Raw genomic sequence first — 16,184 nt, forward strand, 5'->3', positions numbered from 1 at the left:
CGCGGGGAGCGCGGGCGGGCGGGAGAGGCGAACGATACCGATGTCATGCAGCCTCCCCAATGGATCGCGGGCGAACCCGGCGCGCAACGACGCGCCGTGATTCCCAACCTGACGACCGAGCGTGTCGGTTTCAAGACGTCGGGGCGAGGACCGATTCGAGCAGGCCCAGCGCATCGCCGACGGCGTGGCGCCGGATCTCGGTGCGGCCGAGGTCGCCGTAGCGCCGTTCGAGGTGGCGGACGCTCGCCCCGTTCACGGCGAGCCCGAAATGCACGAGGCCGACCGGCTTGTCGGCGCTGCCGCCGCCGGGGCCGGCGATTCCGGTGATCGCCACCGCGACACTGGCGTGCGCATGCGCCAGGGCGCCCTCGGCCATGGCCCGGGCCACGTCCATGCTCACCGCGCCGTGCGTGGCGACGAGCTCGGCGGGGACGCCGATGCTCTCGGACTTCGCCACGTTCGAATAGGTGACGAAGCCGCGTTCGACCACCGCCGAGGAGCCGGGAATCGCGGTGAGCAACGCGGCGACGAGGCCGCCGGTGCAGGATTCGGCCGTGGCGACCGTCAGCCCCGCCGCCGCATAGGCGGCGACCAGCGCCTCCGCCCGGGCGAGCAGGGCGGGATCGTCGATCACGAGCGACGCTCGGCCGTCTCGTCGGCGGCGTTCAACTCGACCGTGACTTCGGGCAGCCGCACCGTGGCGGCGGCCTGGGCGGCGAGGCCCTCGGCGCGGCCGACGAAGCCGAGCTTCTCGGTGGTGGTCGCCTTGATCGAGACCGAACTCAGCGGCACGCCCGCGATCTCAGCGATGCGGGCACGGATCGCCTCGCGATGGGCGCCGATGCGCGGGGCCTCGGCCAGGACCGTGATGTCGAGGTGGTCGATCTTGCCGCCGCGCGCGCGTACCAGTTCCACCGCGTGCGCCAGAAAGCGGTCGGAGGCGGCGCCGCGCCACTGCTCGTCGCTCGGCGGGAAGTGGGTTCCAATGTCGCCGTCCGCGATGGCGCCGAGGAGGGCGTCCGTGAGGGCGTGGAGGGCGACGTCGCCATCCGAATGGGCCAGCACGCCGCGGTCGGCGGGGATCTTCACGCCGCCGAGCCAGACATGGTCGCCCTCCGTGAAGGCGTGGACGTCGAAGCCTGTGCCGAGGCGGGTGACGTAGGTGGTCATGGGATGGGCCTCGCTCAGGGCGGTGGGGTTTCGGCCGGAGAAGCCGCGATCGGCCTCGATCAGGTCGGCCGGCTGGGTGATCTTGCGGTTGCGCGGGTCGCCCTCGAACACGACGACGGCCAGACCGGCCCATTCGGCGAGCGCTCCATCATCGGTGAAGGCGTGGAGGTCGGCCTCCGCCGCCCGGCGATGGGCATCGCGCAAGGGTCCGTAGGCGAAGGACTGGGGCGTCTGCACGGCGCGCAGCCCCTCGCGCGGCGGGGTCTCCCGCACCCGGCCGGTGCCGTCGCCAAGGTCTTCCACCACCTTGATGGTGTCGGTGACGGCAATGCCCGGCACGGCGGCGCGGTGGTCGCGTCCGGCCATCAGGGCGCGCTCGATCAGGTCCACGTCCACGTGCGGACGGGCCGCGTCGTGGACGAGGACGAGGTCCGGCGCATCGGTGCCGTCGAGGGCTTCGAGCCCGGCGCGGACGGATTGCTGCCGGGTGGCCCCGCCGGGGACCGGCTCGGCGAGCTTGCCCCGGGTGGCGGCGTCGAGGTCGTCGAGGCAGGCGCGGTAGAAGTCGACGGCGTCCGGCGCGATCACGGGCTGGATGCGGACGATGCCCGGATGGGCAGCCAGCGCCGCCAGCGTCCGGGTCAGCACGGCCTGCCCGCCGACCCGCCGGTACTGCTTCGGGGTGTCCCCCCCGATGCGGATGCCGCGGCCGGCCGCGACAACCACCGCTGCCGCATTCCACGCGGTGCCGGACATGCGTATGCTCCCGCGCTTCGGGTGTGTGAAGCCCCGCACCGGCACGTCACCGCGCGTCCGCGATGCGAAGGCTTGGGCAACCCGCCGTCGGGGCGGTCTGTCGTTTAAGCGCGGGAGAAGCTGAAATCAAATCCACGGAATCGCTTGCGCGGCGAGCCGATTTGTCTATTTGTTGAGCACAATGTGCGCTGATGATTATTTGAGCTTTCTCGCCGGGTCGAAGGCCTCGCGAGACATGCCGGCGAGCGCCGGCGAGCGGCCGGTGCCGGTCCTGCTGGCACCGCTTTCCGGAGTCACCGACCTTCACGTCCGGCGCATCGCGCGCCGCCTCGGGGCCAGCGCGGTGGTGTCCGAGATGGTGGCGGCCGCCGAACTGGCGCGCGGCGACCAGGAGGCGCAGCTGCGCGCCGAGGGCAGCGGCGTCGATCCCCACATCGTCCAGTTGGCCGGCTGCGCGCCGGCGCCGATGGCCGAGGCGGCGCGCATCGCCGAGGCGAACGGCGCCGACGTCATCGACATCAATATGGGCTGCCCGGCCAAGGTCGTCACCGGCGTCGCCTCGGGCTCGGCCCTGATGCGCGACATCGCGGGCGCGACCCGGATCCTCGCGGCGGTCCGCGGCGCGGTCCGCATCCCCGTCACCGTGAAGATGCGCCTCGGCTGGGACCACGCGAATCTCAATGCGCCGGACCTGGCGCGCCGGGCCGAGGGGCTCGGGCTGAACGCCGTGACGGTGCATGGCCGGACCCGTCAGCAATTCTACAAGGACCGGGCGGACTGGGTCGCAATCCGCGCCGTGGTCGAGGCGGTGGCGATCCCTGTCATCGCCAACGGCGACATCACCACCCTGGCCGAGGCGCAAACCTGCCTCGCGCGGTCGGGGGCCGCCGGCCTGATGGTCGGGCGGGCCGCAGTGGGCCGGCCCTGGCTCGTCGGTGCGCTCGCAGCCTGCCTCGCCGGACGGCCCGTGCCAGTCCTGTCGGGCACCGAGATGGCGGCCCTGGCGGTCGAGCATTATCAGGGCCTGCTCGCCCTCTACGGCTTGCGCATGGGCGTGCGCCATGCCCGCAAACATCTCGCGGCCTATGCCGAGGCCGGGGGCGGCCTCGATCCCGAGGCGCGGATGCAGCTCCTGACGACCACCGATCCGGAGATCGCCTCCGCGCTCCTGGTCCGCGCCTTCGCGGGCGGGCGCGACGGGACGATGCCGCACAGCATGGGGGAGGCCGCATGAGCTCGGGCAAGCCGACACCGGGCCGGAACGGCGGCGCGCGGTCCGACGCCGCCCCCACCAACGAGGCGGTGATCAATGCCCTGCCGCTGCCGGTGCTGACGGTGGGGGCCAACGACCATATTCTCCACGTCAACCATGCGGGCGAGACGTTCTTCGACCACTCCGCCCGGCTGATGCAGCGGCGGCGCCTCTCCGACATCATCCCCTTCGCCTCGCCGATCATCGCGCTGGTGGCGGAGGTGCGCCGGCGCCGGGCCAGCGTCAGCGAGTACGGGGTCGAGCTGGTTCAGCCGCGCTCCGGTCTGGAGCGCAGCGTCGACGTGTTCGCGACGCCGCTGGGCGACGACGAGGACGCGGTGGTGCTGATGCTCCAGGAACGCACCATCGCCGACAAGATGAACCGCCAGCTCACCCACCGCAGCGCCGCCCGCTCCATGATCGCCCTCGGCGCGATGCTGGCCCACGAGATCAAGAACCCGCTCGCCGGCATCCGGGGGGCGGCCCAGCTCCTCGAGCAATCGGGCAACGAGGACGACCGCCTCCTGACCCGGCTGATCTGCGACGAGTCCGACCGGATCGTACGCATCGTCGAGCGCATGGAACTGTTCGGCGACGAGCGGCCCGTCGAGCGCGGCTCGGTCAACGTGCACGGCGTGCTCGACCAGGTGAAGCGCTCGGCGCAGTCGGGCTTTGCCCGCCACATCCGCTTCGTCGAGACCTACGACCCCTCGCTGCCGCCGGTACTGGGCAATCGCGACCAGCTCGTTCAGGTGATCCTCAACCTCGTGAAGAACGCCTCGGAGGCGATCGGGGCCGACGCGGTGGACGGCGAGATCACCCTGTCGACGGCCTTTCGTACCGGCCTGCGCCTCCAGGTGCCGGGCTCGCGGGAGCGCGTCAGCCTGCCCATCGAGGTCGCCGTGCGCGACAACGGGCCCGGCGTCTCGGCGGACCTGCTGCCGGACCTGTTCGACCCCTTCGTCACCACGAAGGCGCAGGGTTCCGGCCTCGGACTTGCATTGGTCGCCAAGATCATCGGCGATCACGGTGGGATCGTCGAGTGCGATCCAGTCCCGCGTCGGACCACCTTTCGTCTTCTTCTCCCCATGTCGAGCGCCCGCGACGGGCGCGAATCGTCCGCGGAGCTGTAGAGTCGCGTCATGCCCAACGGACACATCATCGTCGCGGACGACGACGCCGCCATCCGCACCGTCCTCAACCAGGCGCTGTCGCGGGCCGGGTACGAGGTCCGCTCCACCGGCAACTGCGCCACCCTCTGGCGCTGGGTCGCCGAAGGCGCCGGCGACCTCGTCATCACCGACGTGGTGATGCCGGACGAGAACGTCTTCGACCTGCTGCCGCGCATCAAGCGCGTGCGGCCGGAGCTGCCGATCATCGTCATGAGCGCGCAGAACACCTTCATGACGGCGATCCGCGCCTCCGAGCGGGGCGCCTACGAATACCTGCCCAAGCCCTTCGACCTGAAGGAGCTCATCGCCATCGTGGGGCGCGCCCTGTCCCGCCCGCGCGGCACCGCGCCCGCCGGCACCGATCCGGGCAACGAGGACATCCCGCTGGTCGGGCGCTCGCCGGCGATGCAGGAGATCTATCGGGCGCTCGCCCGGCTGATGCCCACCGATCTCACCGTGATGATCACCGGCGAGTCCGGCACCGGCAAGGAACTGGTCGCCCGTGCATTGCACGATTACGGCCGCCGCCGCACCGGCCCGTTCGTGCCCGTGAACATGGCCGCCATCCCGCGCGACCTCATCGAATCCGAGCTGTTCGGCCACGAGAAGGGGGCCTTCACGGGCGCCCTGTCGCGCTCCGCCGGCCGCTTCGAGCAGGCCGAGGGCGGGACGCTGTTCCTCGACGAGATCGGCGACATGCCGATGGAGGCGCAGACCCGCCTCCTGCGCGTGCTGCAGCAGGGCGAGTACACCACCGTCGGCGGCCGGGTGCCGATCAAGACCAATGTCCGCATCATCGCGGCCACGAACAAGGACCTGCGGGTCTCGATCCAGCAGGGCATCTTCCGCGAGGACCTCTTCTTCCGGCTCAACGTGGTGCCGCTCCGGCTTCCCGCGCTTCGGGAACGCTCCGAGGACGTGCCCGACCTGATCCGCCATTTCTTCATCCTGGTCGAGCGCGAGGGGCTGAGCCGCAAGCAGCTCGACGGCGAGGCGATGGAGCGGCTGAAGCGCTACCGCTGGCCGGGCAACGTCCGGGAGCTCGAGAACCTCGTGCGGCGCCTCGCGGCGCTCTATCCGCAGGAGACCATCACCGGCCCCGTCATCGAGGCCGAGCTCGACACCCTGCCCCTGGCCCAGAGCCAGCAGAACGGCGCGACGGGCGCCCGCAAGCCGAGCGGCGAGGCTGAGACCCTGTCGGGGGCGGTGGAGCGCCACCTGGCGGAATATTTCGGCGGCTATCGCGACACGCTGCCCCCGCCCGGCCTCTATCACCGCATCCTGCGCGAGATCGAGGGACCGCTGATCGGTGCGGCGCTGGCCGCCACCCGGGGCAACCAGATCCGCGCGGCCGAGCTCCTGGGCGTGAACCGCAATACCCTGCGCAAGAAGGTCCGCGACCTCGACCTGCAGGTGTTCCGCAACGCCCGGTGAGTCCGCGCGACCGGGCCGGGCCGGAGGCGGCGCGCCCGCAGCTGTTCCACTTCAGCGAGGACCCGGAGATCCGGGTCTTCGTTCCCCGCGCCGTGCGGGTCGGCATCGAGCGCGGCCCGGAGCGGGCCTGGCTGAACGGCCCGCTGGTCTGGGCGATTGATGCGGCTCACAGCCTGCTCTACCTGTTCCCGCGCGACTGCCCCCGGATCGTAATCTGGCCGACTGCCACAACGACCCCGGAGGACCGACGGGCGTGGTTCGGCGACGTCGCCGGCCGGGCCGTCGCCTATGTCGAGGAAGCCTGGGCCGAGCGGATCGCCTCCGGCACGATCCAGCGCTACCGGATGCCCTTCGAATCGTTCGAGCCGGCCGGCGATCCCGGCACCTGGGTCTCGCGCAGTACGGTCGTCCCGGAGGGTCGCGAGACCCTCGGCGACCTGCCCGCCGCGATGGCGGCGGAGGGCGTGACGCTTCGCATCCTGCCGCGTCTCACGCCTCTCGCACCGATCTGGCGATCGAGCCTGCACGCGAGCGGACTACGCCTCCGGAATGCGCGGGACTGGGTGACGCCGGCGGGCGGACCGCCGCGGCCCATCACCCGACAGCCCTGACCGGGCGTTAAAATCGGAACGCGGACGGGTTTCCCCGTCCGCGTTCCGATCGTCCAGTTGGAATCCGCGCCTCAGGCGAGGGCGGGCTTGCCCACGAGGACCGGAGCGGCGCTCCCGTCGAGCCACCGGCGGCGCATCGGCTTCAGCACGAAATAGGCGAGGATCGCGGTCAGCACGTCGAGGGTGATGATGATCGCGAAGACCGGCAGCCACGAGCCCTGCGCGGCGTAGATCCAGGCCGCGATCGGGCCGCCGAACAGCGAGCCGATCCCTTGAGCCATGTAGAGGAAGCCGTAATTCGTCGTGGCGTGCTTGGTGCCGAACGTGTCGGTGAGGATCGAGGGGAACAGGGAGAAGATCTCGCCCCAGGCGAAGAACACGACGCCGGAGAGGAGCGCGAAGGCATAGGCGTTCTCGCGGAAGACGAGCAGCAGGGCGATGGCCGCCGCCTCGGCCGCGAAGGCGATGCCCATGGTGTTCTCGCGTCCGATCTTGTCGGAGACCCAGCCGAAGAAGGGCCGGGTCAGGCCGTTGGTGATGCGGTCGAAGGTGAGGGCGAAGGGCAGGGCGACGAATCCGAAGATGATCGCGTCGGCCACGCCGAAATCACGGGCGAACGAGGCGAAGTTGGCCACAACCATGAGGCCGCCCGTCGACATCATCGTCATCATGGCGAACATCAGCCAGAACAGCGGCGTCCGCAGCATCACCTTCGGGGCCGTATCGTGCACGCAGGTCGAGAGGTTGACGGCGGGCGCGGGCAGCACCTCGCCGGCCCGGGGCGCGCGCAGGCCCAGCGCCGCCAGGGCGCCGATGGCCCCGAGCACGATGCCGAACACCGTCAGCGTGTGGCGATAACCGGAGGCTGCGAGCATGTCGCTGATGGGGAAGGTGCTCAGCATGGCGCCCATGCCGTAGCCGGCGGCGACCACGCCGACGGCGAAGCCGCGACGGTCGGGGAACCATTTCACCATCAGGCCGACGATGCCGACATAGACGATGCCGGTGCCGAGGCCGCAGAACAGGCCGTAGGTGGCGTAGACGCCCAGCAGGGTGTCGACCCGGGCGGCCAGCACCCATCCGAGTCCCGAGAGGGCGGCGCCCAGCGCGATCATCAGCTTAGGGCTGAACCGGTCGATCAGGTAGCCCTGCACGGGCGAGAAGAAGGTCTGCAGCACGATCAGGATCGTGAAGGTCCACTGGATCTGCGGCAGGGTCGCGCCGGTCGTGGCGATGAGCGGTTTGGTGAAGAGGGTCCAGACGTATTGCGGACTGGAGATCGCCATCATGGCGATCAGTCCGAGCCCGAGCTGCAGCCATCGCTGGCGTGAGAGAGTCGTATCCATTATTCGCTCCTTGCGATGGACGAGCCTTCGCAAGGATAATGCCAAGTCATTGTTCCGCTTGGCTTTCCGGTGCAACCCGCCCGTGAAGATCAGCCGACGTTACAGCCCCTCCGATCCGCCGTCGGATCTTGGATCGTGCACCGCCGCGATCGAACCGTTGCTTGGATGGCGCACGAGCATGCCGGCATGGCCGAGGGAGTCGATATAGGCCCCCCCGAGTTCCTCGATCTCGTGGCCGAGCTTGCGCAGTTCGGCGATGCAGGCCGGATCGAACCGGTCCTCGACCTTCACGGTGAGGGACTCCGCCCCCCAGGTGCGGCCGTAGAGGAGGCGCGGCGCGTCGACCGCCGCGGCCGGGTCCATCCCGTAATCGGCGTAGCGGGCGAAGATCTGCGACTGGAACTGCGGCTGCCCGTCGCCGCCCATGCTGCCGTAGGCCATCACGCGGCCGTCGTCGAAGCTGGCCAGCGCCGGGATCAGGGTGTGGAACGGCCGGCGTCCCGGCTCCAGCGGGTTCACCGCCTTGGCGTCGAGGGAGAACGAGGTGCCGCGGTTCTGCCAGTGGATGCCGGTCTTCGGCAGCACGATGCCGGAGCCGTACTCCCAGTAGATCGACTGGATGTAGGATACCGCGAGGCCGTCGCGGTCGATGGCGCCCATCCACACCGTATCGCCCTCGCCGGGATTGCGCAGGGGAACGCTCGCGGCTCGGCGCATGTCGATCTGTGCCGCCTCGCGGTCCAGGCGCTCCGGCGTCAGGAAGCTCGCGGGGTCGACGGCCAGGCGGTCGTAATCGGTGACGATCCGGTCGCGGATCGCGAAGGCGCGCTTCGTCGCCTCGATCAGCCCATGGTAATGCGCGGTGGTCTCGGGCCGGGCGATCCGCAGGCGGTCGAAGATGCCGAGGATCAGCAGCGCGGCGATGCCCTGGGTGGGCGGCGGAAAGTTGTAGAGCGTGGCATCCCGCCGCCGGATCGACAGCGGCGCCCGCTCGCGGGGCGCATAGGCTTCGAGGTCGGCCCGTGTCACCGGCGTCCCGAGCCGGTCGAGGTCGGCGGCGATCTCGCGCCCGAGGTCGCCCTTGTAGAAGTCGTCGAGCCCCGCATGGGCCAGCTGCTCCAGGGTGGCGGCCAGCGCCGGCAGCTTGCGGATGGCACCGGCCTCGAAGGGCCGGCCGCCGTCGAGGAAGGTCTCGGCGAAGTGGGGCTGGGCGTGGAGCGTGTCGAGTTCCTTCGGGACGTAGCGCGCCTCCGAAGGTGAGACGGCGACACCGTCGCGGGCGTGCCGGATCGCATCGGCGAGCAGGGTGGACAGCGGCAGTCGACCGCCCAGTGCCTTCGAGAGATCGAGGGCGAGGCGCCAGCCGCCGATCGCACCCGCCACGGTGAGCGCCGCGTCGGGTCCGCGCGACGGCAGGACCTCGTAGCCCTGTTCGCGATAGCGCTGGATCGTGGCGTTCCGCCCGGCCGGGCCGCAGGCCTCGATGCCGCGTACGCGGCCGCCGCGCTCACGCACCAGCCAGAAGCCGTCGCCACCGATGCCGTTCATGTGCGGGTAGACCACCGCGATAGCCGCCGCCATCGCGGTCATCGCCTCGATCGCGTTGCCGCCCTGCGCCAGGACGTGCTGTCCGGCCTGGGCCGCAAGGCGATGGGGTGCCGCGACGGCGGCCGAGGCGAAGACGGGCGTATTGGACATTCTGATCTCTGGGTGCGGGAGTGCGAGAGGATAATGTATTTTCGCGCTTCGTCGATCGAACGGAGTGCGGAGGGCGCGACAGGGGCGAGCCGGGACGTAAGCGTCCAGATCCGGATCGCGAATCTGCGTAGTTCCTACGCAAGGCCGGGTCCCATTCGTATTAATTTCGCCACACTGTTGTGGCGACGCATCAGCCATGCCGTGGCTTCGTCCGTCCCCCGTTTCGAACCCCTCCCGGGAGGGTTCAGGCTCCGCCGATCCGGCGGAGGCCGAGGGTGCCGATCGACTGCCCGCCCAGGTGCGTCCGCCGCCGCGGGGACCCGGCATCGTCGGGGCCCTGGTGGTCATGACCGCCCTGGTTTCGGCCATCACCACCTTCCTCATCCTGGCCGGAGTGATCCGGGTCACGCCGACCCCGACGGTGGGGCTGACGCTCCTCGGCATCAACGTCTTCCTCGTCCTCGGCCTCGTGGTGATCATCGCCTGGGAGGCAAGGGTCTTCCTCCATGCGCGCCGGACGAACGCCGCGGTGGCGCGCCTGCACACGCGCATCGTCGGCCTGTTCAGCCTCATCGCCATCCTGCCCACCGTCCTCCTCGCGGTGGTGGCGGCGGTGACCATCGATCGCGGCCTGTCCCTGGGCTTCACCGACCGGGTCCGCGACGTGGTGCTGAAATCCGTCGAGGTGGCCGATGCCTACCAGGAGAACCAGTGCCAGAGCCTGGCCCGCGAGATCCGCATCCTCGCCGACGACCTCACCCGGGCGCGACCGAATTTCGACGTGAACCGAGGCTGGTTCGAGAGCTTCCTGACCACCCGCGCCGCCGCCCTGGGCCTGCCGGTGGCCGAGATCATGCGCGGCCCGACCGAGGTGGTGGCGCGCGCCAAGATCGATGCCCTGAAGGAACGCCGCCTGCCCTCCGCGGCCGCCTTCGAGGATGCGGCGAAGTCGGTCGATCCGATCTGCCTCGTGCCGAGCGAGGGCCGCGTCTTCGCCGCCCTCCTGCGCATGCCGGCCTATGACGGCGCCGTCCTTCTGGTCCAGCGCGAGGTGAGCCAGCTCGCCATCGAGTTCCCGGGCGTGTCGCGGGCCGCGGCGGCCGAGTATCTCACCTACGACTCGCTGAAGCGCTCGATCCAGATCAGCTTCGCCTCGGTCTTCGCGCTGATCGCCCTGATCGCGCTGCTCTCGGCGGTGTGGTTCGGGCTCAACTTCGCCAACCGGTTCGTTGCACCGATCCGGCGCCTGATCAACGCCGCCGATCAGGTCGCCTCCGGAAACTTCTACGCGCAGGTGCCGGCCCGGAAGAGCGACGGCGACCTCGCGCATCTGTCCGAGAGCTTCAACAAGATGACGCAGGAGCTGCGGCGGCAGCATGACGGGCTGACGGCGGCGAGCGAGCTCATCGATCGGCGCCGGCGCTTCACCGAGGCGGTGCTGTCCGGCGTCTCGCCCGGCGTGCTCGGCGTCGACGCTGCGGGCCACGTCACCATCGCGAACCCCTCGGTGGAGCGCACCCTGGGCCTCTCGGCGGACGAGATCGTCGGCAAGCCCCTGACCCAGGCCGTGCCGGAACTGCAGGCGCTGTTCCCCGAGGGCGGCGAAGCCCGCCTGCGCGCGATGCAGCAGCAGATCCAGCTCACCCGCGACGGCCGCGAGCGCACCGTGACCGTGCGGGTGACCAGCGAGCAGGCCCAGGGCGGCGCCCGTGGCTTCGTGGTGACCCTCGACGACATCACCGACCTCGTCTCGGCTCAGCGCACCTCGGCCTGGGCGGACGTGGCCCGCCGCATCGCCCACGAGATCAAGAACCCGCTGACCCCGATCCAGCTCTCGGCCGAGCGCATCCGGCGCAAGTACGGCAAGGTCATCACCACCGACAAGGAGGTGTTCGACCAGTGCACCGCCACGATCGTGCGCCAAGTCGACGAGATCAAGCGCATGGTCGACGAGTTCTCGTCCTTCGCGCGGATGCCGAAGCCCGCCATCGCGCAGAACGATCTCAGCGAGATCACGCGCCAGAACCTGTTCATGATGCGGGTGGCGCATCCGGACATGGAGTTCTCGTTCGGCGAGGACGGCGACCAGCCGATCCTGGCGGCCTTCGACATCCGGCTCCTGTCCCAGGCGATCACCAATATCCTGAAGAACGCCGTCGAGGCGGTCCAGGCCGTGCCCGAGGCCGAGCTCGGCCAAGGCCGGGTCGATGTGCGCCTCGTCCGCGAGGATGGTTTCGTGGTCATCGAGGTCACCGACAACGGCAAGGGATTTCCGGCCGAGGGGCGCCAGCGGCTGCTGGAGCCCTATATGACCACCCGCGAGGGTGGCACCGGCCTGGGGCTGGCCATCGTCAGCAAAGTCCTCGAAGAGCATGGCGGCGGGATCGACTTGAACGACAATCCGGAAGGTCGGGGCGGGCGCGTGCGCCTGCGCGTTCCGCGCGACACCAGCGTCGCCACCGCCCGAGACTCAGCCAACCACACGCCGCCGGAGGTCAAGGCCTCCGCGCAGGATGAGAAGGGCGCCGCGCGCACGGGCCCCCCAATCGCGGAGATCCAGTCATGAGCGCCGATATCCTGATCGTCGACGACGAAGCCGACATCCGCGACCTCGTGGCCGGCATCCTCGACGACGAGGGTCACCGCACCCGCACCGCCGGCGGCTCCGACGAGGCCCTCGCCGCCATCGAGTCGCGCCGGCCCCACCTCGTCTTCCTCGACATCTGGCTGCAGGGCTCGCGGCTCGACGGCCTGCAGGTGCTCGACCAGATCAAGGCCGGCCATCCCGACCTGCCGGTGGTGATGATCTCGGGCCACGGCAACATCGAGACCGCGGTCGCGGCGATCAAGGCGGGGGCCTACGACTTCATCGAGAAGCCGTTCAAGGCCGATCGCCTGATCCTCGTGGCCGAGCGGGCCCTCGAAGCCTCCCGCCTGAAGCGCGAGGTCCGCGACCTCAAGGCCCGGTCGGGCCAGGCGAGCCGGCTCGTCGGGGCCTCGGTGGTGGTCAACCAGCTGCGCCAGACCGTCGAGCGCGTCGCGCCCACCAATGCCCGCGTGATGATCCTCGGGGCTCCGGGCTCGGGCAAGGAGCTCTCGGCGCGCACCCTCCACGCCATGTCGGCGCGGGCGAACGGGCCCTTCGTGGTCATCAACGCGGCGACGATCACCCCCGACACGATGGAGGCCGAGCTGTTCGGCGTCGAGGCCGGGGAGGGCCGGGCCCGCCGGGTCGGCGCCCTCGAGGAGGCCCATGGCGGCTCGCTCTACATCGACGAAGTCGCGGACATGCCGCGCGAGACCCAGAACCGCATCCTCCGGGTGCTGGTCGACCAGAACTTTCAGCGCGTCGGCGGCACCACCCGGGTGCACGTCGACGTGCGCATCATCTCCTCCTCGTCGCGCGACCTCGGCGAGGAGATCACCGCCGGCCGTTTCCGCGAGGACCTGTTCCACCGCCTCTCGGTGGTGCCGATCCGCGTGCCGTCCCTGTCGGAGCGGCGCGAGGACGTGCCCGAACTGATCTCGTTCTTCATGGAGCAGATCTCGGGCGCCACCGGCCTGCCGCGCCGGCGCATCGCCGAGGACGCCATGGCGGTCCTGCAGTCGCATGACTGGCCGGGCAACGTCCGCCAGCTGCGCAACAACGTCGAGCGCCTGATGATCCTGACCCATACGGACCCGGATCAGGAGGTGACCTCCGAGATGCTACCCACCGAGATCGGTGCCCTGGTCCCCACGACGCCGAACGGCTCGGGCGGCGAGAAGCTGATGAGCCTCGCGCTGCGCGAAGCCCGCGAGATCTTCGAGCGCGAATACCTCGTGGCGCAGATCGCGCGCTTCTCGGGCAACATCTCCCGCACGGCGGAATTCATCGGCATGGAGCGTTCCGCGCTCCACCGGAAACTCAAGTCGCTGGGCATCGGCCCCTGAGAACGCGGCGGCGATGCACTTGCATCGCGGCCCCGATACACGTGTAATGTTCCGGAACCGGCGCCATGTTATCGTGTGCGCCGGCTTACGCGAGACCAGCGGACGAGAACCCGTCACTACGGCGGGCGGCGATTGCGAATCAAGGATAAGAAAAAATGGCGGGCGAGCGCGCTCAGAACCTCCAGGACACGTTCCTGAACCATGTTCGCAAGAACAAGATTCCGCTCACGATCTTCCTCGTCAACGGAGTCAAGCTTCAGGGTGTCGTGACGTGGTTCGACAACTTCTGCGTGCTTCTGCGCCGGGACGGTCATTCACAGCTCGTCTACAAGCACGCGATCTCGACGATCATGCCGGGCCACCCGGTCCAGCTCTTCGAACCCGACGAGACCGCGCCCGAGAAGGCATGAGCCCGAACCAAACCGCATTGGTTCGACGGGAAAGGTTTGCCGTGCCCTTGTCTGGGGCCGGCGAGCGCCCATTGTCCTGAAGACACGCAGGACAGGGTTGAACGAACACCTTCATGACTGAACCGATGACGCCCGGGGAAGCCCGGCTCCAGGCGATGGCCGCTCCCGAAGGCGACATCGCGGCGGCAACCCACACCCTCGTCGTCGGACCCTATCTCGGGCGGGCCGCGGCCGCAGCGGTGCGAGGCAACGCCAGCGGCAGCCCGGAAGCCTTGCGTTCCACGGAAGCCCGCCTCGACGAGGCCGCCGGCCTCGCGGCCGCGATCGAGCTCGACGTGGTCGAGGCCATCGTGGCGCCGGTGCAGCGCATCCGTCCCTCCACCTATCTCGGCAAGGGCCGCGTCGAGGAATTGGCCGGTGTGATCCGGGCCCGCGAGATCGGCCTCGTGGTGATGGACTGCGCCCTCTCGCCGGTTCAGCAGCGCAACCTCGAGAAGGCCTTCGGCTGCAAGGTCATCGACCGCACCGGCTTGATCCTGGAAATCTTCGGGCGCCGCGCCTCTACCCGGGAAGGCACGCTGCAGGTCGAGCACGCGCATCTGGCCTACCAGAAGAGCCGCCTCGTCCGGTCCTGGACCCACCTGGAACGCCAGCGCGGCGGCTTCGGCTTCCTCGGCGGCCCCGGCGAAACCCAGATCGAGGCCGACAGGCGCATGATCCAGGAGCGGATGACCAAGATCGAGCGGGAACTCGACAGCGTCACCCGCACCCGCGGCCTGCACCGGCAGAGCCGGGCACGGGTGCCGTACCCGATCGTCGCCCTGGTCGGATACACCAATGCCGGCAAGTCGACGCTGTTCAACACCCTGACCAAAGCCCAGGTGATGGCGCAGGACATGCTGTTCGCCACCCTCGACCCGACGGCCCGGGCGACGAAGCTGCCGCACGGCGAGACCGTGATCCTGTCCGATACGGTCGGGTTCATCTCCGAGCTGCCGACCTCCCTCATCGCCGCCTTCCGGGCCACCCTGGAAGACGTGATCCACGCCGATATCCTGCTCCACGTCCGCGACGTGTCCCACGTCGACAGCGCCGCGCAGGCCGAGGATGTCGGCTCCGTGCTGCGTGAACTGGGAATCGAGACCTCGGCATCGCGCATCATCGAGGTCTGGAACAAGGCCGACCTCCTCGACGCCGACGAGCGCACCCGGCTCCTGAACCTCAGCGGACACGGGCGCAGCGACCGCGATAGCGACGCGCCGGTCCTGGTCTCGGCCCTGACCGGGGAGGGGCTGGGCGTCCTGACGGCGCGCATCGAGGCGCGGATCGCGCGCCAGCGCTCGACCTTCGCGGTGATCCTTCCGCCGGAGGACGGGGCCGCGCTGCACTGGCTCTACGAGAATGCCGAGGTGCTGGACCGGCGCGAGGAGGAGGGGGGCACCATGCACCTCGCCATCCGCATCGCACCCGAGAAGGAGCCGCGCTTCCTCAACCGGTTCGAGGGCGCGCGCCGCCTGAATCGCGTGGGCTGAGCGAGCGCCCGCCCGCGAGGGACGAACGGGAAACGCCCGCGATCCTCTCGGGTCGCGGGCGTTCGCGTCTGAGCCTTGGCGGGCTTGCAGGCTTTAGGGCTGGAGCACGCCGTTGATGACGTGGATGACGCCGTTCGACTGCATCACGTTGGCGACGGTCACGGTGGCGGTGCTGCCCTTGGCGTCGGTCACGTAGACCTTCTTGCCCTTGGTCTGGACGACGAGCGGCTCGCCTTCGACCGTCTTCAGCTGCGCTTCGCCGCCGCCATCCTTGGCGAGCTTCATCAGATCCTTGGCCGTGTAGGTTCCGGGGACCACGTGGTAGGTCAGGATCTTGGTGAGCGTCGCCTTGTTCTCGGGCTTCACCAGGGTCTCGACGGTGCCGGCCGGGAGCTTGGCAAAGGCGGCGTTGGTGGGCGCGAAGACCGTGAACGGACCGGGGCTCGACAGGGTGTCGACCAGGCCGGCGGCCTTCACGGCGGCGACGAGGGTGGTGTGATCCTTCGAGTTCACCGCGTTCTCGACGATGGTCTTGGAGGCGTACATCGGCGCACCGCCGACCATCGGGTTCTTGGCGAAGGCCGCGACCGGGAAGGCGGCGCCGACGGAGAGGGCGAGAGCGACGGCGGCGATGGTGGAGGCCATCGGGCGGCGGACGTGACGATGAATCATGAAGCGCATCCTTTGAGAACAAGCGGCCCCATCAGGGGGGTCGTCGTCCGTTACGGAGCGCGATCGGGAAAAGTTTCAGGGAGACCCACGGGTTCGGCAGACCTCGACCGGGGATATCCGCCTCGCATCGACCCGGGTCACGGGATGCCCGCGCCCCGAAAACGCAAAAACCCGCCCGACCAGAGGTCGGACGGGCTT

At 69.8% G+C, this 16,184-nt stretch carries 13 protein-coding genes; 8 read left to right on the forward strand and 5 right to left on the reverse strand.

The annotated features are described in order from the left end of the window. Positions 1 to 130: 130 nt before the first annotated feature. Both AC3WLN_RS10645 and AC3WLN_RS10650 read right to left on the reverse strand, forming a co-directional pair. Positions 131 to 634: a CinA family protein gene (locus AC3WLN_RS10645; RefSeq protein WP_492481065.1), complete on the reverse strand. Its 504-nt coding sequence runs from the start codon at positions 632 to 634 to the stop codon at positions 131 to 133. Continuing rightward, positions 631 to 1,926 carry a bifunctional 2-C-methyl-D-erythritol 4-phosphate cytidylyltransferase/2-C-methyl-D-erythritol 2,4-cyclodiphosphate synthase gene (locus tag AC3WLN_RS10650; protein WP_492481067.1) on the reverse strand — a complete coding sequence of 432 codons (1,296 nt, stop codon included), beginning with the start codon at positions 1,924 to 1,926 and terminating at the stop codon, positions 631 to 633. Before AC3WLN_RS10650 ends, AC3WLN_RS10645 begins: the two co-directional genes overlap by 4 nt. Positions 1,927 to 2,107: 181 nt before the next feature. Here AC3WLN_RS10650 and dusB point away from each other — a divergent pair, with 181 nt between their 5' ends. Genes dusB through AC3WLN_RS10670 form a run of 4 tightly spaced genes read left to right on the forward strand, consistent with a single transcriptional unit; the run spans position 2,108 to position 6,395 of the window. Then, the gene (gene dusB / locus AC3WLN_RS10655; RefSeq protein ID WP_492481069.1) at positions 2,108 to 3,160 is read left to right on the forward strand and encodes a tRNA dihydrouridine synthase DusB; all 1,053 of its coding nucleotides are present in this window, start codon (positions 2,108 to 2,110) and stop codon (positions 3,158 to 3,160) included. Continuing rightward, positions 3,157 to 4,311 (forward strand): two-component system sensor histidine kinase NtrB, encoded by a 1,155-nt coding sequence (locus AC3WLN_RS10660; RefSeq protein ID WP_492481071.1) that lies wholly within the window; start codon positions 3,157 to 3,159, stop codon positions 4,309 to 4,311. Before dusB ends, AC3WLN_RS10660 begins: the two co-directional genes overlap by 4 nt. A gap of 9 nt (positions 4,312 to 4,320) precedes the next feature. Next, the gene (gene ntrC, locus AC3WLN_RS10665; protein WP_463769123.1) at positions 4,321 to 5,784 is read left to right on the forward strand and encodes a nitrogen regulation protein NR(I); all 1,464 of its coding nucleotides are present in this window, start codon (positions 4,321 to 4,323) and stop codon (positions 5,782 to 5,784) included. After that, positions 5,781 to 6,395 (forward strand): DUF6886 family protein, encoded by a 615-nt coding sequence (locus tag AC3WLN_RS10670; RefSeq protein WP_492481073.1) that lies wholly within the window; start codon positions 5,781 to 5,783, stop codon positions 6,393 to 6,395. The genes ntrC and AC3WLN_RS10670 overlap by 4 nt, the downstream gene beginning before the upstream one ends. Positions 6,396 to 6,466: 71 nt before the next feature. On the opposite strand, the gene oxlT is transcribed toward AC3WLN_RS10670, so the two are convergent. Both oxlT and AC3WLN_RS10680 read right to left on the reverse strand, forming a co-directional pair. After that, entirely contained in the window at positions 6,467 to 7,741 is a 1,275-nt protein-coding gene (gene oxlT / locus AC3WLN_RS10675) for an oxalate/formate MFS antiporter (protein WP_492481075.1), read from the reverse strand. Positions 7,742 to 7,840: 99 nt separating this feature from the next. Beyond that, a complete protein-coding gene (locus AC3WLN_RS10680; protein WP_492481077.1) occupies positions 7,841 to 9,439 on the reverse strand; it encodes a gamma-glutamyltransferase family protein in 1,599 nt (532 codons plus the stop codon). Positions 9,440 to 9,635: 196 nt separating this feature from the next. On the opposite strand from AC3WLN_RS10680, the gene AC3WLN_RS10685 reads away from it, so the two are divergent. The 4 genes from AC3WLN_RS10685 (at position 9,636) to hflX (ending at position 15,314) form a co-directional block, all read left to right on the forward strand. Further along, on the forward strand, positions 9,636 to 12,005 hold the full coding sequence (locus AC3WLN_RS10685) for a sensor histidine kinase NtrY-like (protein ID WP_492481079.1): 2,370 nt from the start codon (positions 9,636 to 9,638) through the stop codon (positions 12,003 to 12,005). Next, positions 12,002 to 13,372, forward strand: a complete 1,371-nt coding sequence (ntrX, locus tag AC3WLN_RS10690; RefSeq protein ID WP_492481080.1) for a nitrogen assimilation response regulator NtrX — start codon at positions 12,002 to 12,004, stop codon at positions 13,370 to 13,372. Before AC3WLN_RS10685 ends, ntrX begins: the two co-directional genes overlap by 4 nt. 155 nt (positions 13,373 to 13,527) lie before the next feature. Beyond that, positions 13,528 to 13,782, forward strand: coding sequence for an RNA chaperone Hfq (hfq, locus tag AC3WLN_RS10695; RefSeq protein ID WP_003600267.1), 255 nt, complete (start codon positions 13,528 to 13,530; stop codon positions 13,780 to 13,782). A gap of 113 nt (positions 13,783 to 13,895) precedes the next feature. Continuing rightward, entirely contained in the window at positions 13,896 to 15,314 is a 1,419-nt protein-coding gene (gene hflX, locus AC3WLN_RS10700; protein ID WP_492481085.1) for a GTPase HflX, read from the forward strand. Positions 15,315 to 15,407: 93 nt separating this feature from the next. On the opposite strand, the gene AC3WLN_RS10705 is transcribed toward hflX, so the two are convergent. Continuing rightward, positions 15,408 to 15,986 (reverse strand): fasciclin domain-containing protein, encoded by a 579-nt coding sequence (locus AC3WLN_RS10705; RefSeq protein WP_492481087.1) that lies wholly within the window; start codon positions 15,984 to 15,986, stop codon positions 15,408 to 15,410. Positions 15,987 to 16,184 lie beyond the last annotated feature (198 nt).

It is taken from the genome of Methylobacterium sp. FW306-05-D (genome assembly GCF_058782155.1).